This window comes from Corynebacterium amycolatum (assembly GCF_016889425.1).
In the GTDB taxonomy this organism is placed as follows: domain Bacteria; phylum Actinomycetota; class Actinomycetes; order Mycobacteriales; family Mycobacteriaceae; genus Corynebacterium; species Corynebacterium amycolatum.
The window spans coordinates 336,711-362,522 of record NZ_CP069513.1 but is presented as its reverse complement, the minus strand read 5'-3'; the positions used below and the strand labels follow the sequence as shown (position 1 = coordinate 362,522).

Here is a 25,812-nt window from a genome sequence, read left to right as displayed (position 1 = left end):
CGTCCAAGGAGCTGCGACCCCCATGACTAATTCCACGACCGACAGTGCTACCAACCTTGCAAAGGCCAAAGAATTCCTCCATAGCGCGGGCGCAATCCTCTTTGACCTCGACGGAGTGATTACCCCTACCGCCGATGTGCACGAGCAGGCGTGGGCGGACATGTTTAGCGACTACTTCGAGCACAAGGGGGTCTCGGCCTACACAGAGGAGGACTATTTCACCTACCTCGATGGTCGCCGCCGCGATGAGGGCATCGCAGCAATCCTGGAATCTCGCGGCATCTCGCTGCCACACGGTAGCGATGAGGACACAGCGAAAGACGAGACGATTGTGGGGCTCGGGAAGCGCAAGAACGATGACTTCCTGGCGCGAGTCGAGAAAGGAATCGAGGCCTACCCGGGGTCGGTAGCGCTGCTCGACGAGTTACAGGGCGCGGGGGACTCGTCGGCAAGCGAAAAACCGCAGTTGGCGGTGGTCAGCTCGTCGAAGAACGCGGTGCCGGTGCTGACGGCCGCTGGGCTGCGTGAGCGGTTCGTGGAGATTGTTGACGGCGTGGTGGCGCACGAGAACAACCTGCCGGGTAAGCCAGCCGCCGATACTTTCGTGTACGCGGCGGAGAATCTGGGGGTGGCACCGCGCGATGCTGTGGTGGTTGAGGATGCCATCAGCGGTGTGCAAGCGGGTGCAGCCGGCGCATTTGGTCTGGTCATTGGTGTTGACCGCGGTGCTGGCGCAGAAGCGCTGCGCCGAGCGGGTGCCGACATTGTGGTCAGTGACTTGGCGGAACTCGTCTAGGCTGGCTCGTGACAAATGGCTGAGAGAAAACCGGAAGGCATCATGGCCAACGATTCGACCACGGCAGCAGTCGACGAGACCGAGCGTGTGATTCCGCAGGGGCAGGGGCACGACGCGGAGACCGCCGAGGCTGAAAAACAGGAGGAGACGGTGTCCCCAGTTCGTCGTAAGCAGCGTCGCAACTTCCCGGCGGGTCGTGCGGATAAGCACCACCACCTGGTGAATGCCGAGGGACTCATGGACCGAGACATCACTCCGGTCGATGAGTGGCGTCTGATTGAGACGAAGCCGAACGGCCTCCCGCTCGGTTTGGGCGAGACGCTGTTTGCGCTGTCGAACGGGTACATCGGCATGCGTGGCAATCCGCCGGAGGGTCGTGACTCCAGTGAACACGGCACTTATATCAACGGTCTGCATGAGACATGGCCGATTAGGCACGCCGAGGACGCCTACGGTCTAGCCCGCCAGGGGCAGACGATTGTCAACGCTCCGGACGCCAAGGCAATGCGTCTCTACATTGACGATGAGCCCCTGCGTCTCGGCAATGCTGAGGTCAGCGACTACGAACGTAGCCTGGATTTCCGTGAGGGGGTGCTGCGTCGTCGGTTCATTTGGCGCACCCCGGGTGGCAAGCACGTTCGCGTCACCTCTGAGCGCATGGTGTCTTTCCAGGAAAAGCATGTCGCCGCGATGAGTCTGGAAGTCGAGCTGCTGGATGCGGATGCTGCGGTGATGATCAACTCGCAGATCCTCAACCGCCAGGACGGCGAGGACGAGTACCACGATGCCGCCAAGGCGCAGGGCACCGAACTGGATCCCCGTCGCGCCGAGGCGCTGGAAGACCGCGTGCTCATTCCAGCATTTCAGTCGGAATCGGCGCACGGGCAGCGCTCGACGCTGGGCTACCGCTGCGCAAACTCCGGTATGACCGTGGCCACTTCCATGGACCACACCTTTACTGTCCGCACTCCCGACGGCACGGAGCCGTTCGTAGAGGTTTCGCAGTCGACCGAGCCGGATGTGGCCAGCTCCCTGTTCAACCTGGATGCGCCGGTCGGCACTGTCATCCGCCTGGAGAAGCTGGTCGCGTACCACTCATCCCGCAAGGTGCGTGCCGAAGAGCTGGCATTCCGCTGTGAGCGCACCCTGAACCGCGTCGGACGCATCGGCATGCTGAGGCTGATGGAGAACCAGGAGGAGTGGCTCGAACGCTTCTGGGAGCGCTCTGACGTGGTTATTTACAATCAGCCGGAGATTCAGCAGGCAGTGCGCTGGAACATTTGGCAGATTATCCAGGCCGCCGCCCGCGCCGAATTCCAAGGTGTGCCGGCCAAGGGAATGACCGGCACCGGCTACGGAGGCCACTACTTCTGGGACACGGAAATCTACGTGACCCCATTCCTTACTTATACGTCGCCGCAATTCTCACGCAATGCCATGCGCTTCCGCTGGGACATGCTCGAAGCCGCGTGGGCGCGTGCCGACGAACTGGCGCACGACGGTGCCCTCTTCCCGTGGCGCACTATCAATGGTCAGGAGTCCTCAGCCTACTTTGAGGCCGGCACGGCGCAATACCACATCGATGCGGACATCGTGTACGCAATGATGAAGTACGTCTATGCCTCCGGCGATGAGGAGTTCCTGCTCAAGGAGGGCACGGACTTGCTGCTCGGCACAGCCAGATTTTGGATGTCGCTGGGATTCTTCGATGCCGAGCATCGCGAATTCCAGATTCACAGCGTCACCGGCCCAGATGAGTACAACACGGTGGTGAACAACAACCTGTACACCAACGTGATGGCGCAGTATAACCTGCGGGTTGCGGCGGACGTCGTCAAGCAGATGAAGCGCGATCGCCCCGCCGCCTACCGCGAACTGACCAACCGCTTCGATCTCACCGAGCGAGAGGTTGAAGAGTGGGAGCAGGCCGCTGAGGCGATGTACATCCCGTTCGATGAGAAGCTCGGCATTCACCCTCAGGATGACCAGTTCCTGCTGCGCAAACGCTGGAATCTCGACGACCCCGAGGTTGGCCCGCTGCGCCCGCTGCTGCTGCATTACCACCCGCTGACGATTTACCGTCACCAAGTCATTAAGCAGGCGGACGTCGTCCTTGCGCTTTTCCTCATGGGAAATCGCTTTACGACGGAACAAAAGCGCGCAGACTACATGTATTACGATCCGCTCACCACTGGTGATTCCTCGCTGTCCGCTGTTGTGCAGTCCATTGTTGCGGCCGAGTTGGGCTTGCAGGAGCAGGCAATGGACTTCTTCCTACGCGGACTCTATGTGGACCTGGCGAACCTGCATGGCAACGCTGCCGATGGTGTCCACGTCGCATCTGCCGGTGGAGTATGGCAGTCCCTGGTCTATGGCTTCGGTGGTTTCCGTGACCACGATGGCCGCTACAGTATCGATCCGCGTCTGCCTGAAGACTGGAGTGGTCTGACGTACCGAGTCACTATTCATGGTTGTCGTATCCGGGTGACGGTGCGTGGCCGCACGGTGGAAGTCGCCCTGGAGGAGGGCGACCACCAGGTTGGACCGATTATGGTCGCGAGCCATGAGGTGATCATTGGTCCGGAGCCGTTGACCGTGGTGATGGCGAACTCGGATCAGAGCGAGGATTAGTCGGACGGCTTCGGCTGTGCACGGTGCCAATGGGGGGGGGGATTGCCTGTTGGGGGTGGCTGTTTGGGTTCTTTGGGGAATTCGGCAGGGGTAAAAATAAAGAATTTCGCAACATAATTATTGAGTATTAAAACCGTCCACCTGAGAAAAGTGGGCGGTTTTTTATTTTCGTGCTATTTATGTTGCGTTATTAGCTGGTTTGGGCGGGTGAAAAATCGGCAAAAGTCGGGGTAGGGGCGTTTTTATGGTGGGGAAGGGGTTTTATACAGCGACGACATCAGAAGTGGCTAAAATGCGATAACCTGAGAAAAGGCGGAGAAAAGCCCTAGGTAACCTGTGAAAATCCCCACCCAAAAGGGGGAAAAATGTTTACCAGGCGCTGTGTGACTTTAGAGTGAATATGACACTGGAGGTGCCATGACTGTTAAAAGTTCAAACCGTGACGCAATCGCGCACGGCAAAATTAATGTAGAACCGCTGCGCGAGCAGCCTAAATACCCCTCATGGGCTCTGAAGCTGACCATGGCCGTCACTGGCGTGCTGTTTGGCCTCTTCGTTATTGTCCACATGCTGGGTAACCTGAAAATTTTCGCTGGCGCGGAAGATTTCAACGCATACGCGACCTTCCTGCGCACTGTCGGTGCTCCGGCAGTTCCGAACGAGGGCATTCTGTGGATTTTCCGCATTGTCCTGCTGGTAGCTATTGTCCTGCACATTTTCGGTGGCCTCACCCTGGCTGCACGTGCTAAGCAGTCCCGCGGCAAGTTCCGCCGTCAGGGCATGGTGTCCAGCTGGAACACCTTTACTGCACGTTCGATGGTGATCACCGGCATCGTGCTGCTGGCCTTCATCATCTTCCACCTGCTGGACCTGACCATCGGTGCTGGCGTTGCTCCGTCTTCTTTCGAGCACGGTGAGGCGTACCAGAACGTGATTGCGTCCTTCTCGCGTCCGGGTGTTGTTGTTTGGTACATCATTGCGCAGCTCGCTCTGCTGCTGCACCTGTCCCACGGTCTGTGGACTGCTACTTCCGACCTCGGTATCACCGGTAAGCGCTGGCGCAAGGTTCTGCTGTTCCTGTCCGGCCTGCTGCCGCTGCTGGTTGTTGTCGGCAACATCTTCATCCCAGTCGCCGTCCTGACCGGTCTGGTCTCGTAGGTCGAGGAGGAAATTTACTATGACTAACACTGAAGCAACCGTCGCTGCGGACTTCCGCGCGCCGGAAAGCGTTGTCGACGGGGTCAAGATCGGCAAGGTTCTGTCCGATAACTCCCCGGGTGACAAGGTCTCCATGAAGGACCACTGGCAGTACCAGAAGGATCACGCCAACCTGGTTTCGCCGCTGAACCGTCGTAAGTTCCGCGTCATGGTCGTCGGTACCGGCCTGGCTGGTGGCGCTGCCGCTGCTGCCCTCGGTGAGCTCGGTTACGACGTGCAGGTTTTCACCTACCACGACGCTCCGCGCCGTGCGCACTCCATTGCTGCACAGGGTGGTGTCAACTCCGCTCGCGGTAAGAAGGTCGACAACGACGGCGCTTACCGCCACGTCAAGGACACCGTTAAGGGCGGCGACTACCGCTGCCGCGAGAACGACTGCTGGCGTCTGGCTGTCGAGTCCGTCCGCGTCATCGACCACCTGAATGCAATTGGTGCTCCGTTCGCTCGCGAGTACGGCGGTACCCTGGCAACCCGTTCCTTCGGTGGTGTGCAGGTCTCCCGTACGTACTACACTCGTGGTCAGACGGGTCAGCAGCTGCAGCTGTCGACTACCTCGGCTCTGCAGCGCCAGATTGGTCTCGGCAACGTCGAGATCTTCACCCACAACGAGCTGGTTGACATCATCGTCGCCGACGGCCGTTGCCAGGGTGCCATCATGCGTAACCTCATCAATGGTGAGCTGACCGTTCACACTGCTCACGCAGTTATTCTGGCTACCGGCGGTTACGGCAACGTCTACCACATGTCCACGCTGGCCAAGAACTCCAACGCTTCGGCCATCATGCGTGCATACGACCAGGGTGCTTACTTCGCATCCCCGTCCTTCATCCAGTTCCACCCGACCGGTCTTCCGGTCAACGCGCACTGGCAGTCGAAGACCATTCTGATGTCCGAATCCCTGCGTAACGACGCACGTATTTGGACCCCGAAGAAGAAGGGCGACGAGCGCCCGGCCAACGACATCCCGGAGGACGAGCGCGACTACTTCCTGGAGCGTCGCTACCCGGCATTCGGTAACCTCGTCCCGCGTGACGTCGCTTCCCGTGCCAACTCTCAGCAGATTAACGCCGGCTACGGTGTTGGTCCGCTGAAGAACTCCGTCTACCTGGATCTGCGTGACGCAATTGAGCGCCTGGGCCAGCCGGTCATCAAGGAACGCTACTCGAACCTGATTCAGATGTACGAAGAGGCAATCGGTGAGGACCCGTACAAGGTTCCGATGCGCATTGCTCCGACCTGCCACTTCACCATGGGTGGTCTGTGGTCTGACTTCAACCAGATGACCTCCATCCCGGGTCTGTTCACCGGTGGCGAGGCATCCTGGACCTACCACGGTGCAAACCGCCTGGGTGCAAACTCCCTGCTGTCCGGTTCGGTCGACGGTTGGTTCACCCTGCCGTTCACCATTCCGAACTACCTTGGCCCGCTGCTCGGTACCGACCGCCTGGCTGAGGATGCCCCGGAGGCCAAGGAAGCACTGGACCGCGCTCAGGCTCGCCTGGACAAGCTGATGAGCATCCAGGGTAAGCACGGCGCTGAGTACTTCCACCGCCAGCTCGGTGAGATTCTCTACCGCGACTGTGGTGTGGCCCGTAACAAGGAAGACCTGGCTCGTGGTATCGAGGAGATCCGCGAACTGCGTAAGGCATTCTGGTCTGACCTGTTCATCCCGGGTGAGCCGAATGAGATGAACCAGCAGCTCGAGTACGCTAACCGTGTTGCTGACTACATCGACCTCGGTGAGCTCATGTGTGTCGACGCCCTCGACCGCGATGAGTCCTGCGGTGCTCACTACCGCGATGACCACATCTCCGAAGATGGCGAGGCAGAGCGCGATGACGCTAACTGGTGCTTCGTTTCCGCATGGGAGCGAGGCAACAATGGTCCTGCATGGGATCAGTCCGGTCACGAATTCATTCGCCACGCCGAGCCGCTCACCTTCGAAGCCGTCCCGCTCATGACAAGGAACTACAAGTAATGAAACTGCACCTTGAAATCTGGCGCCAAGCAGGTCCGAACGTCGAGGGACACTTTGAATCCGTTGACGTTGACGACGCCGTCGCAGAGATGTCGATCCTGGAGCTGCTTGACCACGTCAACTCCAAGTACGTCGAGTCCGGCAAGGAGCCGTTCGCGTTCGCATCTGACTGCCGTGAGGGTATCTGTGGTACCTGTGGTCTGAACGTCAACGGTCGTCCGCACGGCCCGGGCCAGAACACCCCGACCTGTCAGCAGCGCCTGCACCAGTTCAGCGATGGTGACACCCTGAAGATCGAGCCGATGCGCTCCGCCGCATACCCGGTCATCAAGGACATGGTCGTTGACCGCTCCGCTCTGGACCGTGTCCTCGAGCAGGGTGGCTACGTCTCCATCAACGCTGGTACCGCTCCGGATGCAGATACTCTGCACCTGAACCACGAGACCGCTGAGTTCGCACTTGACCACGCAGCCTGCATCGGCTGTGGTGCTTGTGTCGCAGCTTGCCCGAACGGTGCTGCACACCTGTTCACCGGCGCAAAGCTGGTTCACCTTTCCCTGGTCCCGCTGGGTAAGGAAGAGCGTGGCAAGCGTGCCCGCAAGATGGTTGACGAGGTCGAAGGCACCTTCGGTCCGTGCTCCCTCTATGGTGAATGTGCTGACGTCTGCCCGGCAGGTATCCCGCTGACTGCGGTTGCCGCCGTCACCAAGGAACGAGCTCGTTCGTTCTTCCGCGGTAAGGACGACTAGACTCTTTCTCGATTAGAGTTTTCCAGAAGGGACATAGATTATGGCGAATGCAGTCAAGCGTTACCAGGGCGAAGAGCACTTCGTCGACGGTTACGTGCCTCAGAGCATGAATGCCGAATACTCCTCGCTTCACAAGAGCATTACCTGGATTGGCATGGGTCTCATTCTCGCCTCTCTGGCGGCTTGGGGTACCTTCATTTTCGGTCTCGCAACGACCGTTTTTGCCGACCAGACTGCTGCCTCTCACAGCAATGGTTTCCTGGCTAAGGATGCCGCCAACTACACCGACTACACCGGTGGTTGGAACTTCGACGGCAGCGTGTTCATGTGGGCTGGCCTGGTAGTCGCACTGGTTATGGTTATTGCGGGTGTGGCCTGCATCTCCATCGGTCGTCGTGACTACAAGGCTTACCGAAAGGAATTCGGCACTCACCACTAAAGGCTTGCCCCAGTTTAAAGGGGCTCGCCTCTAGGCGGATGCAACGCTAGCCTTTTGAACTAGCACCTCCACAGTTGATGCCACTGTGCACAGTGTGCTGGGGTGAGGAAGTACTGAGAAGTACCTCTCTCACCAACAGCGGACTGCGGCGCGGTGGCATTTTCGCGTTTTCGGCGCCTAATCTATACACATGGATAACAACCCCGCTAAGCTCCCGGCAGCTGTAGATACGGTCTCGGACCGTCTTGAAGTTCCCGGGCCATCACCTGAGGTTGAAGCGGAAAAACGTGCGCAACTGCGTAAGGCCAAGGCTTTCGCTACAATGCTGCTGGTCATCGCAACCGCTGTGTATTTCACATGCCGCGGTATTGAGTCTTCACACTTATCCGCAGGCGAAGTTGTGCCCGCGTGGGTGGGCTACGTTCGCGCTGCTTCTGAGGCCGGCATGGTCGGTGCCCTCGCCGACTGGTTCGCGGTCGTAGCTCTGTTCCGCCACCCGCTCGGCATTCCTATCCCACACACCGCTATCGTCCGCCGTAAGAAGGACCAGGTCGGTGAGTCCCTGGCGCAGTTCGTCGGAGACAACTTCCTGAACCCCGCTTTGATTGTGGACAAGGTGCGTAAGGCCGAGCTCCCTGAGCGTATCGGCGAATGGCTGGTAGCGCCGGGAAACGCCGACAAAGTGTCAGCAGAGGTCGGTAAGTTCACCGGAAATGTGCTGGAGGCGATTAATCCCGACGATGCCGCCGCAGTGCTGAAGTCAGCAGTCATCGACGAAGTTGCAGCTCCGGAGTGGGGGCCACCAGCGGGTAAGGTTCTCGAGCAGCTGATTGAAGAGGGGCGCACCGAGCCCATCGTCCAGCAGATGGCTGAGTGGCTGCACCGGAAGTCGCTGGGCTCGCAGAATCTTATCGACCGCCTCGTCGGAGAGCGCGCCCCATCCTGGGCGCCGAGCTTTGTCAACGATCTCATCGGCGACAAGGTCTATCGCGAGTTGGTTGATTGGACCTGGCAGGTGCAGCATGACTCTAAGCACGACGCGCGCCTGGCACTCCACCGCTTCCTCACGCAGCTCGCCATAGACTTGCAGAACGACGAGAAGACCATCGCCAAGGTCGAAGAAATTAAGACTGACATTCTTTCGTCCGCCGCCGTCACACAGGCGCCGGCGAAGATTTGGGCATCAACATCCGCAAAGCTTGTCGACGCTGCCCGCGACCCGGACTCCCTGCTCCGTCGGAAGGTCTCGGAAACGGCCGCCCGCTACGGCGACCGGATCCAGTCTGATCCTGAGTTGCGCAAACGAATGGACCGCCGTTTGGAAGCGGCTGTCGTCTTCATCGCTGAGAATTACGCGGGCGAGATTACCTCGATCATTTCCGAGACCGTCGAGCGTTGGGATGCCGATGAAGCTTCCGACAAGATTGAACTGATGGTCGGTCGCGATCTGCAGTTCATTCGCGTTAACGGCACAGTTGTCGGATCGCTGGCCGGTTTGGCCATTTACACCCTGTCGACCTTGGTGTTTGGGGCTATTTAGCAGCACAACCCAGCACATCAGACGGTGTGCGTTAGCATGTAAAAAGCAATGCATCCCTGTTAAAGGAGTTGTTCCCCCGGTGCGCCTGTTACCATCTTTGCCCAGTCTTGCGGACTCGCCGCTAATGGCGATTTCCGTCTATGTGGACGTCCTGTTTCAGTTCGCCATTCCGTTTGTCATCGGCATCTTGGCGCTAATCGGTGCGGTGCTTGTCATCACCACCCGCGCGGATGCCTTTGACGCTGCAGACCGCAAGAGCCGCAACGTCTGGGCCGGCATGCTGGTCGGTTCGGCTATCTTCCTGCTCCTGCCGTGGCTGGGCTGGGCAATGCTGGGCATCCCGCTGATTGCCGGGCTAGTCATCACGGGTATTTACTGGTTGGATGTCCGCCCACAGATCAAGGACATTTTGTCGAACGCTCAGGGCGGTTATTAGTCCCGGGCGGGTGCTAGGCTGCACTACTGAGAAAGTGTCTGGGTTTATGACAGTTTCTGGGTGAAAAACCCGGTTATTTTGTCATAACCCCAGACACTTTCTTTTTTTGGGGCTGGTTCCCTGAAAACCTACTGGAACACCACGGTGCGGTTGCCGTAAACCTGCACACGGTCCTCCAGGTGCCAGCGCAAACCGCGGGCGAGGACCTGCTTCTCCGCATCGCGCCCCTCACGCTGCATGTCCGCAGCGGTGTACTTGTGGGAGACACGCATGACGTCCTGCTCAATAATCGGACCATCGTCGAGGTCCTCAGTGGCGTAGTGGCAGGTGGCACCGATGAGCTTCACACCACGTCGATAAGCCTGCAGGTACGGGCGCGCGCCCATGAACGACGGCAGGAAGCTGTGGTGGATATTGATCGCGCGGCCTTCCCACTTCTCGCACAGATCCGGCGGCAGAATCTGCATGAAACGTGCGAGCACGATGGCATCCGGGTTTTCGGCGTCGACAATCTCGGCGACCTCATCGAATGCCTTACGCTTGCCGACGGCATCCTTGGGGAAGGGCACGTGGTGGAAAGGAATGTCATACGCTGCGACCAGTGGCTCCAGATCGCGGTGGTTGCCAACTACTGCAGCGATTTCCATCGGGTAGTCCGACTGTGCGACGCGGCCGAGCAGATCCTGCAGGCAGTGGCCTTCCTTGGTCACCAGGATGACAGCGCGCTTCGGGACAGCGTTGTCGGTGACCTTCCAGCGGACCTCAGGGCCCCAATCGCCGATGAGCTCAGCGAACTTCTCGCGCAGCTCTTCTACAGTCAGGTCGAGCGCGTCGGCGCGGACCGCCTGGCGAGTGAAAAACCATCCGGTCTCCGGGTCGGAGAAAAAGTCCGCCTCGGTAATCCACGCACCAATGTCGGACAGGAAGGTCGACAGGGTGGAAACGATACCGGTACGGTCTGGACAGCCGAGCGAGAAGATGTACTGGCGCTCGGTGGGAGTACCGCTTTTTGCGGTGATGAGAGAGCGAGTCATTCTCGGTATCTTACCTGCTAGCTAAAGGTAAGTTCGCTCACGGTCGACAAAGGAAGATTTGCGCCCGTCAGGGTCAACGCCAGGCCCTTCCCGGTGACGTGCGCTTCCTCCACCTGCATGCCGTGGCCGATGTCGTAGCTCAACAGCGTACCGCTCGCTTCTCCCAGCCAGCCGGCCAGGCCATCGAGGTTTAAGCCGAGGATTGAGCCGCCCTCCAGGTTGATTTCGATATGACCGCCGTTGGCAATCGGGCGGAACTTGGAGGTCGCAAATCCGGAGGCGAATTCAATATTGAACAGGCCTTCGTCCGGCAGCGGCGTGATTGTGGAAGCGCGTACATCGCTTTCCCGGTTAATCAGCGCCTGCAGCAGCTGAGGTGGGATCGTGACATCTACTCGCAGCGACTCTGCCGTCGGATCCGCGCGATTGCTCAGATCCACGTTTTCCAGGTGCACTTCCGCTGCCGGGTCACCGTTGATCTCCGGTGCGCCACCCAGCGCCTCCGGGTTCTTGACCTCCAGTGTGTTCGGAGTGGACAGATCCATCGAGGGCACCGACTTCGTGGCCAAGGCGAGCAGCATCGGGCGGGTGCCGAAAGAAACCTTGGGGTCCTCAGTGACCGTCGCACCACGCTCCTCGGCGGAGGTGCGGTAACCGTCGGAAATCTCCTTGCTCACGAACATCCGGACGCCGATTTCGCTGGCAATCGCAATAAGCGCCACCACGATGATGACACCGAGGACGGTGGGCAGGACTTTGACGCTCGAAGAGCGTTTAGCAGAACTCATGGTTCCCAGTCTTGCTTAACGACGGCTCCGTCGCTACCACCTTTCTTCGCCAGGTATCCGCCGGGGAGCCCGGCAAGCCTGGCAAACCCTTTCCCGGTGCCACCCGGTGCCCCCCCCCGGTGCGCAACCTACTTAGCGACGTAGTCCGCCAGTACCGCGGTCTCAGCGTTGAGGACGCGCTCCAGGTACGGAGCTGCCTTCTCCTCGAGCTTGCCACCGAGCAGCGGCACGTTGATGGCGAACTCGGAGTTGGTGGTCAGCACTGCACCTTCGCCCTGGGCGGTGAGCTTCTGGGACGCACTGAAGGACGCCGGTACGCCCGAGGCTTCTGTGGTCACGGTGGAGGTCGCGCCGTCGTCGTTAAGCGGGCTGATGACGAACGTGCGCGTCATGCCGACCCCGGACTTGACGAACTTCTGCGCCTGCGCCGGAATCTTGTCGGCAGCGACGGTCTGGCGAATCACGACGGTGGTGCCAGCGTCGGTGGTCTCGAACTTTTCCACCTTGCCGTCAGCTGCCGAGAAACGGTTCGCGACCTTCTCCCAGAAACCGGCGTCGGTGAGGGCCTCGTAAACCTTCTCAATCGGCTGGTCGAAGTTGACGGTGTGCGTGTTAGTCGTAGTCATGCGCTTGATGATACGTAATTTGCACTACGCTAGGGGCGTGGAAAATCTCGACCAATCGCCGAACCCAATTCACCTGACCTCCGACATGGAAGAAGCCATCGATGGGCTTGCGGGGCTAGAGGGGGTGGAGCTCAGCACGCGTACCGCTTTCTCGGATCTGACGACGCTCCGCCTCGGCGGGGTGCCGCGTGCCGTCGTCCGGTGTAGCACGACGGACGCTGTGGTCGATGTTGTACGCACGCTTGACGACGCTAACGTGCCCCTCCTCATCGTGGGAGGCGGATCCAACCTGGTGGTAGCCGATGAACTCGAGCCGCTGGTGGCTGTGGTGATTGAGGCTGACAACGTGACCATGAGCACTCGCGGACACGGGTTGGAGTCCGTGTCGGCAATCGTGGAGGCCGAGGCCGGTGCAGTCTGGGACGAGGTCGTGGAGATGAGTGTCGACGCCGGTTTTGGCGGCCTGGAATGCCTGTCGGGTATTCCGGGATCGGCCGGAGCCACGCCGGTGCAAAATGTTGGTGCCTACGGTGCTGAGGTATCGCAGGTTCTGGACGCGGTGCAGCTTTACGATCGCGCAACCGGCTCGGTCGAGTGGGTGGAACCGGAGTCCCTCGACCTTTCCTACCGCTACTCGAACCTGAAGTTCACCGCACGGGCAGTGGTGCTGGCCGTGCGGTTCGAGCTCAGCGTGGATGGGATGTCCGCGCCACTTCGCTATGGCGAACTGGCGCGGCGCCTGGGCGTCGACGAGGCCGAGGCTGCGGCTGGCGAGATTCGCAGGCCGGCTGAGCTGGTGCGCGAAAAGGTGCTTGAGCTGCGCCGGGGCAAGGGCATGGTTCTCGAATATGCTGACCGCGATACCTGGTCGGCGGGTTCTTTCTTTACCAACCCGATCATTCCGGAGAACTCGGTGGAGACCGTGCGTGCAAAGGTTGCCGCGCTGCGTGGGACCGATGAGGCCGCGAATATGCCCGCTTTCCCCGCTGGCCCCGGCCACGAGGGGGCCGTGAAGCTCTCGGCGGCGTGGCTTATCGAGCGCGCCGGGTTCCCCAAGGGCTACCCCGGGGACGGTGCGCCCGCACGACTGTCGACTAAGCACACTCTTGCCCTGACCAACCGCGGGATGTCCGGGGATGGTACGCCCACGACCGCCGCCGACTTGGTGGCTTTGGCGCGCGATGTGCGCGCTGGTGTGGAAAAGGCATTCGGCGTGACCCTGGTGCCCGAGCCGGTGTGGGTCGGCGTGAGCATTGATTAGGCCCGCGGCGGGTGGCTGATGGCCAGGGGGCTGGAGAGGCTGGCGTGACTGATGAGGCCGCTGGGGCTGACAGAACCACTGAGTAGTCCTCAGCTTGCGCTCCCGGGCCTTCTCTCAATGGGCGGGGATAGAGAAAGTGACTAGGTTTATGACGCGTGAATTGCATTTACCCGCAGTTTTTTGCCATAAACCTAGTCACTAAGTCTGGGGGGGAGGGAGCCGGGAATCCGCCTTAAGGGGAAGGGAGGAGCCAGCTCTACCCAGGCTCCTATCCCGGCTATAAACCCACCGTGAACTAATGGTGCTTGCGGTGGGAAAGCGAATCCACGCTCTGGCCCTTCTGCTCCAGCTGCGTGAGCAGCACGTCGCGGACATCGCGGCGGCGGACCTTGCCCATCTGGTCGTGAGGTAGTTCCTCCAGGTGGAAGAATGCGCGCGGCACCTTGTACCGGGTCAGGTTTTCGTAGCAGTGGTCGCGGTAGGCGTCGGAATCCAGTCGGGCGTAGTCAGCAAGGGTGATCGCGGCCACGACCATCTCGGAACCGTCGCTCTTTGGCAGGCCGACGACCGTGGCATCGGTGATATCCGGGTGGGAGAGCAGTACTTCCTCGACCTCGGCCGGGTAGACATTGAAGCCACCGGTGATGATGACTTCTTTGATGCGGGCAACCAACTTGATGAAGCCGTCCGACTCCATGACTCCGACATCGCCGGTGCGGTACCAACGGTCGCCAGCGGGTAGCTCAGCAGGCCCATCGGTAAAGGACTTCTCCGTTGCCTCGGGGAGGTTGAGATAACCGGCGAAAACCTGTGGGCCTCGGACGATGACCTCGCCCTCCTCGCCGTCAGCGCGGAGTCTGGTGGGATCATCGGGGTCAACGATGGCGACCTCGGTGTCAGGGAACGGCAGGCCAACGTATCCCGGGCGGCGGTTACCGTCCATCGGGTTGCCGACGATAATCGGAGAGGTTTCGGTGAGGCCGTAGCCTTCGACAAGGCGACCACCAGTGAGCTTCTCCCACTTCTGCACGAGGGAAACCGGCAGGGTAGCGGCGCCACAGAAGGCGAACTTCACGCCGGAGAGGTCGACATTATCCAGCTCGGCCGCTTCGACAATTTTCTCGTAGAGGGTCGGCACACCAGGAACCCATGTTGGGCGATTGTTCTTCATCACCTTCATGATCAGCGGAATCTCCGGTGACGGCACCAGCACCAGTTCAGCGCCAATCAGCATGGACAAGTTAGTGACAATGGTCAGGCCGTAGGCGTGGAACATCGGCAGGATGCCAAGGGAGATTTCCCGCTCCTTGCCAAGGCCCGGTACCCAGGCCTTACCCTGCAGAATGTTGGCGACCAGCCCGCGGTGGCTCAGCTGCGCGCCCTTCGGCGAGCCCGTGGTGCCAGAGGTGTACATCATCACTGCAGTGTCATCGGCAGTGATGGACTCATCGGCCTGGAGGTCGTGGCCGTCTCCGCCGACGGCGTCGTGAAGCAAAGCATCAAAACCCATGACCTGCGGTGCGGAAGAGTGCAGCTTAGCGCGGGCGGCGCGGAGTTTCGGCAGCGGGATCGACAGGGCGGTGCGCATGACAAACGGCAGGTCCTGCAGCATGTTGACCGCAATGATGGTCTCGAGCGGGGTGTTGCTGCGAAGGTCTTCAAGTACGGGGACGATCTTGTCCCAGCAGATGGCAAAGCGGGCACCGTGGTCGTTGAACGGATGGCGCAGCTCGTGGGCGGTGTAGAGGGGGTTGTGCTCTACGGCAACAGCGCCGAGGTGCAGAACTGCCCAGTAGGCGATGACGTGCTGCGGGCAGTTCGGCATGAGCAGTGCCACGCGATCGCCTTTGCGTACACCGAGTGCGCGCAGGCCGGCGGCAACGCTGCGAACCTTGGCATCCAGCTCGGCATAGGAGGTGGAGCGACCGAAGAAGGTCAGTGCCTTGCGGCGCGGGTGGTTGCTCAGAGTGTGGCGGTAGACATCTAGGAGGGTGTCGAAGTTGTAGGCGATGTGGGGTGGGGTCCACTCCGGATACAGGTTCAGCCAGGCTTTGGAAACCGCAGCGTTGGGTGTGGAACCGTGAGCTGGGGCAGAGTCATTTTCAGCGCGCGAGCTGGATGTATCGGCCATGGGGTCCTCCTAGTTTTTGTGTGTGACCTGACCACGTCGTGAGGTGATAATAACTTACGACGTAGTAGGTATCGACCCCTATTGTGCCGTACGTCGCACTGCATTGTCAGGATTTCTATACACGTATTTGAGGTACTCATTTGCGGGGTTGCCCTTGGAATAGGCACTCTGGGCAGTATGACCGAAACATTTCCGTCGGCAACGGCGGGCGCAGATGCCGCCACCCCAAGCACCACCTCTAATACCCCGGCGTGGCCGAACCGCATCGCGATGATCTCCATGCATACCTCTCCGCTGGAGCAACCGGGCATCGGTGACGCTGGCGGCATGAATGTCTACGTGCTGCGCACCTGCGAGGAGTTGGCGCGACGCGGTGTGAAGGTGGATGTTTTCACTCGCGCCACGCGTTCCAGCGATGGACCGGTGATTCAGGTCAGTGAGAATTTCCGTGTCATCAACATAGTGGCTGGCCCATATGAGGGGCTGGAGAAGTCAGACCTGGCTACGCAGATGCCGGCTTTTGCTGGCGGGGTTATTGAGTTCGCCCGCAAACAGGGGATTGAATACGACCTGATTCATTCGCACTACTGGCTCTCTGGCCAGGTGGGGTGGTTGCTGTCGGATTTGCTTGATATTCCGTTTGTGCACACGGCGCACACGCTGGCGGCGGTGAAGAACCTCCATCTAGCAGAGGGGGATACGCCAGAGCCTGAATCGCGTCGTATTTGTGAGCAGCAGATTGTGGACAATGCATGCCGGCTCATCGTCAATACAGATGCCGAAGCTAAGCAGCTCGCGGATCTCCACGATGCCGACCCGTGGCGCATCAATGTCGTGCCGCCCGGGGTGGACGTGGAGCTCTTTTCGCCGGGCAGCGATCGTGCCACCGAGCGGTCCCGTCGTGAGCTGGGCATCCCGTTGCACACTAAGGTCATTTTGTTCGTTGGTAGGCTGCAGCGGCTGAAGGGGCCGCAGGTATTGCTGCGCGGTGTTGGCGAGCTCATGCGTCGCTATCCCGCCACTAATGTCCGAGTGATTATCTGCGGTGGCCTGTCCGGTTCTGGGGTGCACGCGCCCGACGAGTTCACCAATCTCGCCGCGGAAGAGGGGATCGATCACCTAGTCCGTTTCATGCCCCCACGCCCGCCGCAGGACCTGGCGAAGCTCTACCAGGCCGCAGACATCGTCGCCGTGCCCAGCTACAACGAAACTTTCGGGTTGGTGGCGATGGAGGCTCAGGCCACCGGCACTCCCGTTGTCGCGGCGAATGTTGGCGGGCTCTCCATCGCTGTCGACGATGGGGTCAGCGGTTTGCTTGTCGACGGTCACGAGCCCGCAGCCTGGGCCGATGCCCTCGGTCGCCTGGTGGAGGACGACGAGCTGCGCATTAAGTTGGCCACCCAGGCGCGCGAGCACTCCTTGGAGTTTTCCTGGCAAAAGACCGTGGATCGGTTGGCCGATGTCTATCATCGAACCGAACTCCAAAAGGAAAATTGTCCCGGCTCTATCCGGGATGCGGGTGGCTCTCGGTAGGTTTCGTTAGCTTCAGAATCGCCAGGGCCGTAGCCACATAAACAGGGAGATGATTCACGATGAGCACGGACATCCAAGGACTGCTGAAATTCCTCGGTGAGCAGCTAGAACGTCTCGGTGTTGAGCATGGCATTGCCGACAATGCCGCCGTGGTGGTTCTGCCTGGTAAGAAGAAGCTAAAGACCGTCGTTGGTCTCATCCCGGCGCCTGACTCCCTGCGTGTCGAAGCCTTCGTTTGTCGCGCTGTCGAAGAAAACCACGAGGCCGTCTACAAGTGGTTGCTGCAGCGCAATCGTCGTCTGTTCGGCATCGGTTACACCATTGACGCCGCAGGCGACATCTACCTGGTTGGTCAACTGCCGGCTCAGCTTTCCGACGATGACCTCGATCGCCTCCTTGGTCAGCTGCTGGAGACGGCCGATGGGGACTTCAACCAGATCCTCGAACGCGGCTTTGCATCGGCCATTAAGCGCGAGTGGGAGTGGCGGGTTGACCGCGGGGAAAACCTGGCCAATCTGGAGCAGTTCCGCCACATGGTTGAGTAGCCGGGGGTAGTAACCCACATAGCGGGGCAACGAACGGCGGGCTGTCCAGTTTTGGGGCACAATTGGGGGTATGAGCAATGGAAAACTGATTCTTGTCCGTCATGGCCAGAGTGAGTGGAACGCATCCAACCAGTTCACGGGCTGGGTCGACGTTGCACTGACCGACAAGGGCCGCGCTGAGGCAGTACGTGCCGGTGAGCTGCTCGTAGAGGCAGACCTGAAGCCGCAGGTGCTCTACACGTCGCTGCTGCGTCGCGCAATTAACACCGCACACATTGCCCTGGATACCGCTGACCTGGTGTGGATTCCGGTTATCCGTGACTGGCGTCTGAACGAGCGCCACTACGGTGCTCTGCAGGGTCTGAACAAGGCAGAGACCAAGGAGAAGTACGGCGAGGACCAGTTCATGTCCTGGCGTCGCTCTTACGACACTCCGCCGCCGGAGCTGTCGGATGACAGCGAGTTCTCGCAGGCTAATGACCCGCGTTATGCCAACCTGGATGAGGTTCCGCGCACGGAGTGCCTCCTGGACGTCGTCAAGCGTTTCATTCCTTACTTTGAAGAGGAAATCCTGCCGCGTCTGAAGGCCGGTGAGACTGTCATGGTGGCAGCTCACGGTAACTCGCTGCGTGCACTGGTCAAGCACCTGGACAACATCTCGGACGAGGACATTGCCGCTCTGAACATCCCGACCGGTATCCCGCTGGTTTACGATTTTGATGCTGAGGGCAAGGTTTTGAACCCGGGTGGCACCTACCTGGATCCGGAAGCTGCAGCTGCAGGTGCTGCTGCTGTTGCCGCTCAGGGAAACAAGTAAATATGTAGGTGATTGATAGGCCGATAAGGGGCGCAGCCAAGTGAGGCTGTGCTCCTTGGTTTATTTAGGGCTAGCGAGCGCAATAGTTTTTCAGCGCGCGCGGATTGTGAAAAGAGCTTAGGGTAAGACCCGTGTCAAAAATCATTATCGCTGCTCTACTAGGTGCTGCGGTTATGGCAGCTGTGCTGATTTTTGGTGGAGTTGTCTCAGGTGCCTATAACGCCGCTCGGCGCCAGAGGAGCGACGAGGAAAGTACAATAACCACCATGGCGCAGGTCATGCACCTGGCCATTCAGAAGTCTCCGACGGGGGTGGTGGTCGTTGACATCTCCCGTGATTTGATTTTGTCCAACTCCATGGCGCACAAGTTGGGGCTGGTTTATGAGCGCCGCCTGAATGATGTGGGCTGGGAAGCTGCAGAAAAGGTTTTTGACTCGCAGGAGGACCAGGAGCTGACACTGGTGTTGCCGTCGCGCCGGGCAGGGGCGCCGGACACGATCGTCCGTTGCCAGCTGACTCCGCTGTCACTGGTGGATGACCGTTTTGTGGTGATTTACGCGGCGGATGTCTCCGAACAGGCTCGCATGGAAGCCGCACGACGTGACTTTGTGGCCAACGTTTCCCATGAGCTTAAGACTCCCGTGGGGGCTATCAGTCTGTTGGTTGAGGCGTTGAATGAAGCTACCGACGACCCGGTGGCAGTGCGTCACTTTAGTGAGAGTCTGACGCAGGAGTCCAAGCGGATGTCGACGATGATTACGGAGCTCATCTCGCTGTCGAAGCTGCAGGGGGCGGAGCCGCTGCCGGACATGTCGCCCGTGAAGGTTGAAGAGATCGTCCAGGCAGCGGTGCGTCGTAATCAGATGCTCGCGGAGCAAGCGGGTATTGAAATCACCGTTGACTGTGAGCCGGAGTTGGTCGTTGAAGGTGATCGCAGCCTGCTGATCACTGCGGTGTCCAACCTGATTTCAAACGCCATCAACTACTCGCCAGAGGCCACGCCTGTGTCCGTGACTGCAGTCACGGAGGATAACGACACCGTCGCTATCCGTGTAACTGACCGCGGTATTGGCATTTCTCAGGCGAACCAGAAGCGCATCTTCGAGCGCTTCTTCCGTGCGGATAAGGCACGCTCGCGGGCGACAGGTGGTACAGGTCTGGGCTTGGCAATTGTTAAGCACGTCGCAGCGAACCACAAGGGAACCGTCAAGCTGTGGAGTCGACTGGGCACTGGATCGACCTTCACCATTGAGCTACCGCTGATGGACAAGACCGGTTCCGCGTCGAATGACGGCGATGTATCTGCACGTTTGCCAATCGGGCACACTCCGCCTGCGGGTAAACTTGTGGCTAAGAAAAGCGCGCAGCGTGGTACGGGCAAAACCCGCGGCAAGGATAAGGATTCCCAGAACAAGGATTCCAAGGAAGGAATGAAGTAATCCGTGACTGAGGTACTTATTGTCGAAGACGAGACGGCTTTGGCGGAGCCGCTAGCGTTTCTGCTGCAGCGCGAGGGATTCGAGGTGCGGATGGCCGCTGACGGCCAGGAAGCACTTGCAGAATTTTCCAAAGCAGAACCGGACATTGTGCTGTTGGATCTCATGCTGCCAGGTATGAGTGGCACCGAGGTCTGCAAAAACATCCGCTTAAAGTCCTCTGTCCCAGTGATTATGGTCACCGCCCGTGACACTGAGATTGACAAGGTCGTCGGCCTCGAAATTGGTGCGGATGACTATGTGACCAAGCCTTATTCCTCTCGGGAGCTTATTGCCCGTATCCGGGCTGTGCTGCGACGCGGTCGTCACGACGACTCCGACGATGTCGAGGAGATCTACGAGGAGGTCTTGCGCGGCGGCCCGGTCGTGCTGGATGTCGAGCGCCACGTTGTCACCGTTGACGGCGATGATGTCGCAATGCCGCTCAAGGAGTTCGACCTGCTGGAGTACTTGCTGCGCAACCGTGGTCGTGTGCTGACCCGCGGCCAGCTCATCGATCGCGTCTGGGGCTCCGACTACGTCGGCGACACCAAGACGCTGGACGTACACATCAAGCGCCTGCGCTCCAAGATTGAGCGCAATCCTTCCTCGCCTGAGTTCCTGGTCACCGTTCGCGGCTTGGGTTACAAGTTCGAGGACTAACGCAGCTAACTGCTGCCGATGCTCTCCGCCGGCGATCTGATGAATCCTCGACGTTAAACCTCGTCCGGTGCCAGCCCCTCGGCCGCTGCGCGTGTGGCCGGGTGAATCGCCAGCAGTGGGTAGCCGCTCGGCCCGAAGGCCTTGGCCGCGCCCGCTGCCTCTCGAGCCCGGCAGTGCTCCGCCAGAATTTCGTAGCACTCTTCGCCGATGAGCTCGATTAGCTCAGACTTGTGCGTGCGCCACATCGGTTCGCCACCGGCATGTGTGGCCGGCGCGCCCGTGCAGAACCATTCAAAGTCCTCGCCGCCATCGCCCCAGCCGCGACGGTCGTACTCAGTAATAGTCGTGCGCAGAATCTCCTGGCCGTCTGGGCGTTCCTCCCAGTCCTCCAGTCGACGTAGCGGCACCTGCCAGCACACATCCGGCTTGACCTTCACTGGGTCAATGTCGTTGGCCATCGCCCACTGGTGGATGGCACAGCCCGCACCATTTCGCCACCCCTCACGGTTGGCAAAAATGCAGGCATTCTTCACGACCTTCGTTTTCAGAGCAGGCTCAGGCTCTCCGTTTTCGTCGTCAAGCTCGTCCCACACTAACCACGGTTCCAACGGCTCGGAGGGATCGGTTTCGTAGGTTTCGAGCCACTTCAGCGTTTGTTTGGGGCGGTTCTGCCACCACTGGGGGTCTGCGGAGTCGCCTTCCATCCGCTTTACGACGTCAATAACCCTCTCGCGGTCTTCGTCGTCGGTGATAAAGGCGCCATGGCCGCAGCATCCGACATCCGCGTTCGCGGAGTCGATGCCCAGGCAAGCGGAGGTGCCGAAGGCGCATTGATAGGAGCTCATCAACCAGGTTAGGTCGCAGGTGATGATGTGTTCTGGGTCCTCTGGGTGGGCGAACTCGAACCACTCTCGGGGAAAATCATAGGCGACTTCAGCGGGAGATGGTTGTGGTCCGCGACCGGGGCGGGGGTGGGGTTGATTCACACCAATACACCGTAGACCGTCTAACCTACTAAGAGTGAGATTAGGTGTATTAGATGTAGGTAGTAATACCGTCCACTTGGTGATGGTGGACGCCCGCCGGGGCGGACATCCGACTCCGATGAGCGATTCCAAGTCGACGATGAAGCTGGTCGAGTACCTGGATAAGGACAACAACCTGTCCAAGAAGGGCATTGACAAGCTGACGGGCTACGTCGCTGAATCCAAGGAATTGGTTGAGCAGATGAAGTGCGAAGAGATGATTAGCTTCGCCACTTCGGCTGTTCGCGATGCCGCCAACGCGGACGAAGTACTCGCTCACGTCGAGAAGGAAACTGGCATTAAGCTGCAGATTCTCTCCGGTGAGGACGAGGCTCGTCTGACCTTTTTGGCAGTACGGCGCTGGTACGGCTGGTCTGCTGGTCGTCTAATCAACCTGGATATCGGTGGCGGCTCTCTCGAGCTGACGTCGGGTACCGATGAGGATCCGGAGGCCGCGTACTCACTGCTGCTCGGTGCGGGCCGTTTGACCCACGAGTGGTTCGAGACCGACCCGCCGGAGCGTAAGAAGATTGACCTGCTGCGCGACTACATTGATGCTGAGCTCGCTGAGCCAGCTCGTCATCTGCGTACGCTTGGTGAGCCGGACTTGGCTGTCGCCACGTCGAAGACTTTCCGCACTCTCGCCCGCCTGACTGGTGCGGCGCCTTCCGCCGCTGGTCCGAGGGTTAAGCGCACTCTGACTGCGGCTGGTTTGCGTCAGTTGATTGCGTTTATTTCACGCATGACGGCGGCTGACCGTGCTGAACTTGAGGGTGTTAGTGCAAATCGTTCTCACCAAATTGTCGCAGGTGCTCTCGTTGCGGAGGCTAGTATGCGAGCATTGGGATTAGAGAAGGTCGAGATTTGTCCTTGGGCTCTGCGCGAGGGCATTATCTTCCGACGACTGGACAGTGACCTATACGGAAAGGGTTGAGATGAGCGAGGAAAAGCTCACCGTTGCCGAACTGCTGGCGCGGCGGCAGAAGGAGGGAGCCCCCTCTGAACCACCGCGGCGCCGCCGTCGACGCAGCCTTGAAGAAGGCGGTGTGTCCGTTCAGGAACTCACTGGCTCAATCCCTCGCGTTAAGGCCGGCGAACCACGACGCGGTGCGCACGCTCTTTCCAACGCAGACGACGGTCAGACGACCACGAGCGATCTGCTTGCCGACGAAGCTGCGACCAACGGCACCGAAGAAGCACGGGCATCCGAACCGGAGGCAGAAGCTCCGGAGCACTCGGAGGCCGTTGCTGAGTCAGTGATAGTTGCTGAAGAGGCGGATTCTTCGGAGCATGAGGTTCAAGCTGAGGCCGAGGCTGAAGCTGCTGCTCCGGAAGAGGACGAGCCGGAATTAATTGAGGCTGACACCGAGGTCGCTGATGCCGAAGTAGCTGACGCCGAGGTCGCTGACGTCGAAGCTGACGAAGTTGCCGAAGAACCGGCTGCTCCGGCTGTTCCGGTTGCTCCGGCAACTCCGCAGCAGGAACAAGCTGCGCCGAGCACGCCAACTACGCAGCCAGCAGCCACTGCAGTGCCATTGGCAATTCCGATGGAACCCCGTCCGGTCATGGTCAACTCCGAGCGTTCGGAGATTACCTACACCTTCACCGAACTGCGTGACATGGCAGACGAGTCGCAGCAGATTGGGGAGCCGGGGCCAGTCGCTCGTGCAGTACTCACCGGTTCCAACGCTTACGACGACCGTCCGACTGCCTCCATTCCGGTTGTCCAGGGCAGTGTCGACGAAGAGGCTGCGGCATCCGCGGAATCGGATGACGTCGACGGTGAACAGCTTGCTGAGGCCGAAACAACAGAAGCTCCGGAAGAACAAACCCGTGTGCTGCAGCAGGCGGAAGAGGCAGACGCAGTCGGTGAGACTGAAGCTGCTCAGGAAACGGATACCTTCGAGGCTGCCGACGCTGACGCCGATACCGGGGCCGCTTCCGAGGCGGCAGTGGCAGCCGCTGTCACTCCTGAAGTAGCACAGCCAGAAGACGTACAGGCCGAGACCACACCGACCCAGGTCGCAGCTGACGAGAAGCAGTCGGAGCCCCGGGACGTCGTTAAGCGTGAGGAACCCAAGAGCTCCAAGGGCAAGGTCGCCGCGCGTGATGGCTACGCCGAGGACAATTCCCTCTCGGTGCCGTTGCTGCTGATTCAGGTCTTCGTGGGTCTGATTGCTGGTGCATTGGTGTTCCTGGGCTTCACCATGGCCTGGTCGTCGTTGCCAAAAATCGTGGTTGTCATCATGGCTCTCGTGGTCTCTGGTGGCTTCGCGGGAATGGCTAACTACCTGCGCCGTGAGAAGGACAAACTGACACCGATTCTCGCGGGGCTTGTCGGTTTGGCACTGACATTTGGCCCCTGGATTCTCTTTCAGTTGTAGTGGGGCCAACAAAATAATCATCACCTGATGCAGGGGCCGGAAGCGAAGTTTTCCGGTCCCTGCATTCGCATGTGTGGGCCAGTTTTGGCACACTTAGCGTCCATGACAAGAATTGCTGTAATTGGTGGCGGAAAGATTGGTAGTGCACTCGTCGGTGGTCTCATCGACGGTGGTGTCTCGCCCTCCTCGATTTATGTGGTGGGGCGCACCAAGGAGAGCCTGGCTGGTCTGAAAGAGACCTACGGCATTGTCGATACCGACGACCCGGTAGGGGCAGTCGACGGTGCCGACGTGGTGTTCTTGTGCGTGAAGCCGTACTTGATTGTCGACATGCTCGAGAAGATTGCTGACGTGTTGGATGACTCTGAGGTCGACACTATCGTGGTGTCGATGGCGGCTGGCATCACGCTGGACAAGATGGAAAGCGTCTGTGCTGTCGGCACCCCGGTGATCCGCGTTATGCCGAATACTCCGATGCTGGTGGGCAAGGGAGTCTGTGCAGTCGCGCCGGGTCGCTTTGTCACGGAGAGCCAGACCGACGAGGTTGTCGGACTACTGGAGAAGGTCGGCAGCGTTGAGGTTGTCGATGAGTCGCTGATGTCTGCAGTCACTGCAGTCTCGGGCTCTGGTCCGGCTTACTTCTTCCAGTTTGTCGAGGCGATGACCGATGCGGGTGTGAATCTGGGCCTCAAACGTGATCAGGCTAAGCGTCTGGCGTCGGCTACGGCTGCTGGTGCGGCCGAGATGATGATGCAGGAAGGTGCGGACCCGACTGCGCTGCGTGCTGATGTCACTTCGCCGGGCGGTACAACGGCAGCGGCCACCCGAGTTTTCGAGGAAGAGGGTATTCGCCGCGCGGTGCATCGCGCGCTGCAGGCTTGCTATGACAAGGCCAATGAGATGGGTAAATAAGTATTTCGCCGAGTGGTCGCGGGTGTACAAGTAACCCCAATATTTGGGGCATTGGAAATGGCCAGGGGCAGTAGCTAATCCGATACGCAGGGACGATGGGCTAGTCACAACTGTCACACCATTCGCCAATGCCCCTATTTTTTATCAAAAATCGCACCGGTACCTTGCCTACCGGTAGGATATGAAAAGCACGTGCGTGTCACGATTTTCTGCAGGAGGGGAAGCCTGCAGCGCGTCGCGTGCGCTGAAGGGAATATTAACTAATGCAGAATGCAGATAAAGGCACCTTTCTGACCGTTGCGGAAGTTGCTGACATCATGCGCGTATCCAAGATGACCGTCTACCGCCTGGTTCACGCTGGCGAGCTGCCGGCAGTGCGCGTTGGCCGTTCTTTCCGCGTCCATGAGTCCGCAGTCAAGGAATACCTGGACTCCTCTTTCTACAACGCGGGTTAATTTTTTCTGCCTTTTAAGCGGGGCTGTTTGACCTGAACGCATATGTCCCCGCTATGATTAATCCGATTAGTACATGGTGCTGTGCTGCGCCCCTGTTTCCTATCGTCTTCAAGTCATGAAGTATCTAGCTGTGAAGGCGGAAGGAAAAAGGGCGTGACATCTCGGCGGTTGTAAGGCCGCATTGAGTACGCCGCCATTGTGCAAGAAAAGAAATTTCCGTCAACGAATAGCGAGGTCGAGCCGATGGGTTCCGTCATTAAGAAGCGTCGCAAGCGCATGTCGAAGAAGAAGCACCGCAAGATGCTTCGCCGTACCCGCGTGCAGCGTCGTAAGCTCGGCAAGTAAGCCAGCATTCCTGCCTTTATCGCAGGAGCGC

24 protein-coding genes are annotated in these 25,812 nt (G+C 59.6%); 19 read left to right on the top strand and 5 right to left on the bottom strand.

Annotated features, from left to right (window positions below; translation table 11 throughout):
- Positions 1 to 22: 22 nt before the first annotated feature.
- From I6J19_RS01670 to I6J19_RS01635, 8 genes are all read left to right on the top strand, one after another.
- Positions 23 to 796 (top strand): HAD family hydrolase, encoded by a 774-nt coding sequence (locus I6J19_RS01670; RefSeq protein ID WP_038627507.1) that lies wholly within the window; start codon positions 23 to 25, stop codon positions 794 to 796.
- Positions 797 to 811: 15 nt separating this feature from the next.
- Positions 812 to 3,427 carry a glycoside hydrolase family 65 protein gene (locus tag I6J19_RS01665; protein WP_038627509.1) on the top strand — a complete coding sequence of 872 codons (2,616 nt, stop codon included), beginning with the start codon at positions 812 to 814 and terminating at the stop codon, positions 3,425 to 3,427.
- 417 nt (positions 3,428 to 3,844) lie between these two features.
- A complete protein-coding gene (locus I6J19_RS01660; protein ID WP_038627511.1) occupies positions 3,845 to 4,585 on the top strand; it encodes a succinate dehydrogenase cytochrome b subunit in 741 nt (246 codons plus the stop codon).
- A 19-nt stretch (positions 4,586 to 4,604) separates the two neighbouring features.
- The gene (locus I6J19_RS01655) at positions 4,605 to 6,623 is read left to right on the top strand and encodes a fumarate reductase/succinate dehydrogenase flavoprotein subunit (protein WP_038627513.1); all 2,019 of its coding nucleotides are present in this window, start codon (positions 4,605 to 4,607) and stop codon (positions 6,621 to 6,623) included.
- Positions 6,623 to 7,372 (top strand): succinate dehydrogenase/fumarate reductase iron-sulfur subunit, encoded by a 750-nt coding sequence (locus tag I6J19_RS01650; RefSeq protein ID WP_016421966.1) that lies wholly within the window; start codon positions 6,623 to 6,625, stop codon positions 7,370 to 7,372. Before I6J19_RS01655 ends, I6J19_RS01650 begins: the two co-directional genes overlap by 1 nt.
- 40 nt (positions 7,373 to 7,412) lie before the next feature.
- Entirely contained in the window at positions 7,413 to 7,811 is a 399-nt protein-coding gene (locus tag I6J19_RS01645; RefSeq protein WP_038627515.1) for a hypothetical protein, read from the top strand.
- Between the two features lie 190 nt (positions 7,812 to 8,001).
- Positions 8,002 to 9,351, top strand: a complete 1,350-nt coding sequence (locus tag I6J19_RS01640) for a DUF445 domain-containing protein (protein WP_038627517.1) — start codon at positions 8,002 to 8,004, stop codon at positions 9,349 to 9,351.
- A gap of 124 nt (positions 9,352 to 9,475) precedes the next feature.
- The gene (locus I6J19_RS01635; protein WP_042388363.1) at positions 9,476 to 9,787 is read left to right on the top strand and encodes a DUF2516 family protein; all 312 of its coding nucleotides are present in this window, start codon (positions 9,476 to 9,478) and stop codon (positions 9,785 to 9,787) included.
- Between the two features lie 128 nt (positions 9,788 to 9,915).
- Here the strand turns inward: I6J19_RS01635 and purU are convergent, their stop codons facing one another.
- From purU to I6J19_RS01620, 3 genes are all read right to left on the bottom strand, one after another.
- Positions 9,916 to 10,821, bottom strand: a complete 906-nt coding sequence (purU, locus tag I6J19_RS01630) for a formyltetrahydrofolate deformylase (protein ID WP_038627519.1) — start codon at positions 10,819 to 10,821, stop codon at positions 9,916 to 9,918.
- Between the two features lie 17 nt (positions 10,822 to 10,838).
- Positions 10,839 to 11,609 (bottom strand): LmeA family phospholipid-binding protein, encoded by a 771-nt coding sequence (locus tag I6J19_RS01625; RefSeq protein WP_038627521.1) that lies wholly within the window; start codon positions 11,607 to 11,609, stop codon positions 10,839 to 10,841.
- Positions 11,610 to 11,737: 128 nt separating this feature from the next.
- The gene (locus tag I6J19_RS01620; RefSeq protein WP_038627523.1) at positions 11,738 to 12,235 is read right to left on the bottom strand and encodes a DUF2505 domain-containing protein; all 498 of its coding nucleotides are present in this window, start codon (positions 12,233 to 12,235) and stop codon (positions 11,738 to 11,740) included.
- 85 nt (positions 12,236 to 12,320) lie between these two features.
- On the opposite strand from I6J19_RS01620, the gene I6J19_RS01615 reads away from it, so the two are divergent.
- Positions 12,321 to 13,496 (top strand): UDP-N-acetylmuramate dehydrogenase, encoded by a 1,176-nt coding sequence (locus tag I6J19_RS01615; RefSeq protein WP_038629319.1) that lies wholly within the window; start codon positions 12,321 to 12,323, stop codon positions 13,494 to 13,496.
- Between the two features lie 295 nt (positions 13,497 to 13,791).
- Here I6J19_RS01615 and I6J19_RS01610 read toward each other — a convergent pair whose 3' ends face one another.
- A complete protein-coding gene (locus I6J19_RS01610) occupies positions 13,792 to 15,627 on the bottom strand; it encodes a long-chain-fatty-acid--CoA ligase (RefSeq protein WP_080972799.1) in 1,836 nt (611 codons plus the stop codon).
- Positions 15,628 to 15,897: 270 nt separating this feature from the next.
- On the opposite strand from I6J19_RS01610, the gene mshA reads away from it, so the two are divergent.
- The 5 genes from mshA to I6J19_RS01585 all read left to right on the top strand — a co-directional run bounded on the left by mshA (position 15,898) and on the right by I6J19_RS01585 (position 20,660).
- Positions 15,898 to 17,160: a D-inositol-3-phosphate glycosyltransferase gene (mshA, locus tag I6J19_RS01605; protein WP_187402558.1), complete on the top strand. Its 1,263-nt coding sequence runs from the start codon at positions 15,898 to 15,900 to the stop codon at positions 17,158 to 17,160.
- A gap of 59 nt (positions 17,161 to 17,219) precedes the next feature.
- Positions 17,220 to 17,705: a type III secretion system chaperone family protein gene (locus I6J19_RS01600; protein ID WP_038627527.1), complete on the top strand. Its 486-nt coding sequence runs from the start codon at positions 17,220 to 17,222 to the stop codon at positions 17,703 to 17,705.
- A 70-nt stretch (positions 17,706 to 17,775) separates the two neighbouring features.
- Positions 17,776 to 18,522, top strand: coding sequence for a phosphoglyceromutase (locus I6J19_RS01595; protein ID WP_038627529.1), 747 nt, complete (start codon positions 17,776 to 17,778; stop codon positions 18,520 to 18,522).
- A gap of 131 nt (positions 18,523 to 18,653) precedes the next feature.
- On the top strand, positions 18,654 to 19,961 hold the full coding sequence (locus I6J19_RS01590) for a sensor histidine kinase (protein ID WP_187402546.1): 1,308 nt from the start codon (positions 18,654 to 18,656) through the stop codon (positions 19,959 to 19,961).
- A 3-nt stretch (positions 19,962 to 19,964) separates the two neighbouring features.
- A complete protein-coding gene (locus I6J19_RS01585; RefSeq protein ID WP_038627533.1) occupies positions 19,965 to 20,660 on the top strand; it encodes a response regulator transcription factor in 696 nt (231 codons plus the stop codon).
- 53 nt (positions 20,661 to 20,713) lie between these two features.
- Here I6J19_RS01585 and I6J19_RS01580 read toward each other — a convergent pair whose 3' ends face one another.
- Positions 20,714 to 21,646 carry a DUF3109 family protein gene (locus tag I6J19_RS01580; RefSeq protein WP_038627535.1) on the bottom strand — a complete coding sequence of 311 codons (933 nt, stop codon included), beginning with the start codon at positions 21,644 to 21,646 and terminating at the stop codon, positions 20,714 to 20,716.
- Between the two features lie 34 nt (positions 21,647 to 21,680).
- Between I6J19_RS01580 and I6J19_RS01575 the strand changes: the two genes are divergently transcribed.
- From I6J19_RS01575 to I6J19_RS01555, 5 genes are all read left to right on the top strand, one after another.
- Positions 21,681 to 22,619 carry a Ppx/GppA family phosphatase gene (locus I6J19_RS01575; protein ID WP_161798944.1) on the top strand — a complete coding sequence of 313 codons (939 nt, stop codon included), beginning with the start codon at positions 21,681 to 21,683 and terminating at the stop codon, positions 22,617 to 22,619.
- A 1-nt stretch (position 22,620) separates the two neighbouring features.
- Positions 22,621 to 24,069: a membrane protein gene (locus I6J19_RS01570; protein ID WP_038627539.1), complete on the top strand. Its 1,449-nt coding sequence runs from the start codon at positions 22,621 to 22,623 to the stop codon at positions 24,067 to 24,069.
- A gap of 102 nt (positions 24,070 to 24,171) precedes the next feature.
- Positions 24,172 to 24,981 carry a pyrroline-5-carboxylate reductase gene (proC, locus tag I6J19_RS01565; protein ID WP_038629324.1) on the top strand — a complete coding sequence of 270 codons (810 nt, stop codon included), beginning with the start codon at positions 24,172 to 24,174 and terminating at the stop codon, positions 24,979 to 24,981.
- A 263-nt stretch (positions 24,982 to 25,244) separates the two neighbouring features.
- On the top strand, positions 25,245 to 25,436 hold the full coding sequence (locus I6J19_RS01560) for a helix-turn-helix domain-containing protein (RefSeq protein ID WP_005509751.1): 192 nt from the start codon (positions 25,245 to 25,247) through the stop codon (positions 25,434 to 25,436).
- 243 nt (positions 25,437 to 25,679) lie between these two features.
- Positions 25,680 to 25,781: a 30S ribosomal protein bS22 gene (locus I6J19_RS01555; protein ID WP_003855542.1), complete on the top strand. Its 102-nt coding sequence runs from the start codon at positions 25,680 to 25,682 to the stop codon at positions 25,779 to 25,781.
- Positions 25,782 to 25,812 lie beyond the last annotated feature (31 nt).

Coding starts and splice junctions, on each gene's coding strand:
- I6J19_RS01555 (WP_003855542.1), top strand. CDS start 25,680: ATGGGTTCCGTCATTAAGAAGCGTCGCAAGCGCATGTCGAAGAAGAAG.
- proC (WP_038629324.1), top strand. CDS start 24,172: ATGACAAGAATTGCTGTAATTGGTGGCGGAAAGATTGGTAGTGCACTC.
- I6J19_RS01615 (WP_038629319.1), top strand. CDS start 12,321: ATGGAAGAAGCCATCGATGGGCTTGCGGGGCTAGAGGGGGTGGAGCTC.
- mshA (WP_187402558.1), top strand. CDS start 15,898: ATGATCTCCATGCATACCTCTCCGCTGGAGCAACCGGGCATCGGTGAC.
- I6J19_RS01600 (WP_038627527.1), top strand. CDS start 17,220: ATGAGCACGGACATCCAAGGACTGCTGAAATTCCTCGGTGAGCAGCTA.
- I6J19_RS01665 (WP_038627509.1), top strand. CDS start 812: ATGGCTGAGAGAAAACCGGAAGGCATCATGGCCAACGATTCGACCACG.
- I6J19_RS01570 (WP_038627539.1), top strand. CDS start 22,621: ATGAGCGAGGAAAAGCTCACCGTTGCCGAACTGCTGGCGCGGCGGCAG.
- I6J19_RS01560 (WP_005509751.1), top strand. CDS start 25,245: ATGCAGAATGCAGATAAAGGCACCTTTCTGACCGTTGCGGAAGTTGCT.
- I6J19_RS01595 (WP_038627529.1), top strand. CDS start 17,776: ATGAGCAATGGAAAACTGATTCTTGTCCGTCATGGCCAGAGTGAGTGG.
- I6J19_RS01650 (WP_016421966.1), top strand. CDS start 6,623: ATGAAACTGCACCTTGAAATCTGGCGCCAAGCAGGTCCGAACGTCGAG.
- I6J19_RS01660 (WP_038627511.1), top strand. CDS start 3,845: ATGACTGTTAAAAGTTCAAACCGTGACGCAATCGCGCACGGCAAAATT.
- I6J19_RS01620 (WP_038627523.1), bottom strand. CDS start 12,235: ATGACTACGACTAACACGCACACCGTCAACTTCGACCAGCCGATTGAG.
- I6J19_RS01655 (WP_038627513.1), top strand. CDS start 4,605: ATGACTAACACTGAAGCAACCGTCGCTGCGGACTTCCGCGCGCCGGAA.
- I6J19_RS01610 (WP_080972799.1), bottom strand. CDS start 15,627: ATGGCCGATACATCCAGCTCGCGCGCTGAAAATGACTCTGCCCCAGCT.
- I6J19_RS01645 (WP_038627515.1), top strand. CDS start 7,413: ATGGCGAATGCAGTCAAGCGTTACCAGGGCGAAGAGCACTTCGTCGAC.
- I6J19_RS01625 (WP_038627521.1), bottom strand. CDS start 11,609: ATGAGTTCTGCTAAACGCTCTTCGAGCGTCAAAGTCCTGCCCACCGTC.
- purU (WP_038627519.1), bottom strand. CDS start 10,821: ATGACTCGCTCTCTCATCACCGCAAAAAGCGGTACTCCCACCGAGCGC.
- I6J19_RS01670 (WP_038627507.1), top strand. CDS start 23: ATGACTAATTCCACGACCGACAGTGCTACCAACCTTGCAAAGGCCAAA.
- I6J19_RS01635 (WP_042388363.1), top strand. CDS start 9,476: ATGGCGATTTCCGTCTATGTGGACGTCCTGTTTCAGTTCGCCATTCCG.
- I6J19_RS01640 (WP_038627517.1), top strand. CDS start 8,002: ATGGATAACAACCCCGCTAAGCTCCCGGCAGCTGTAGATACGGTCTCG.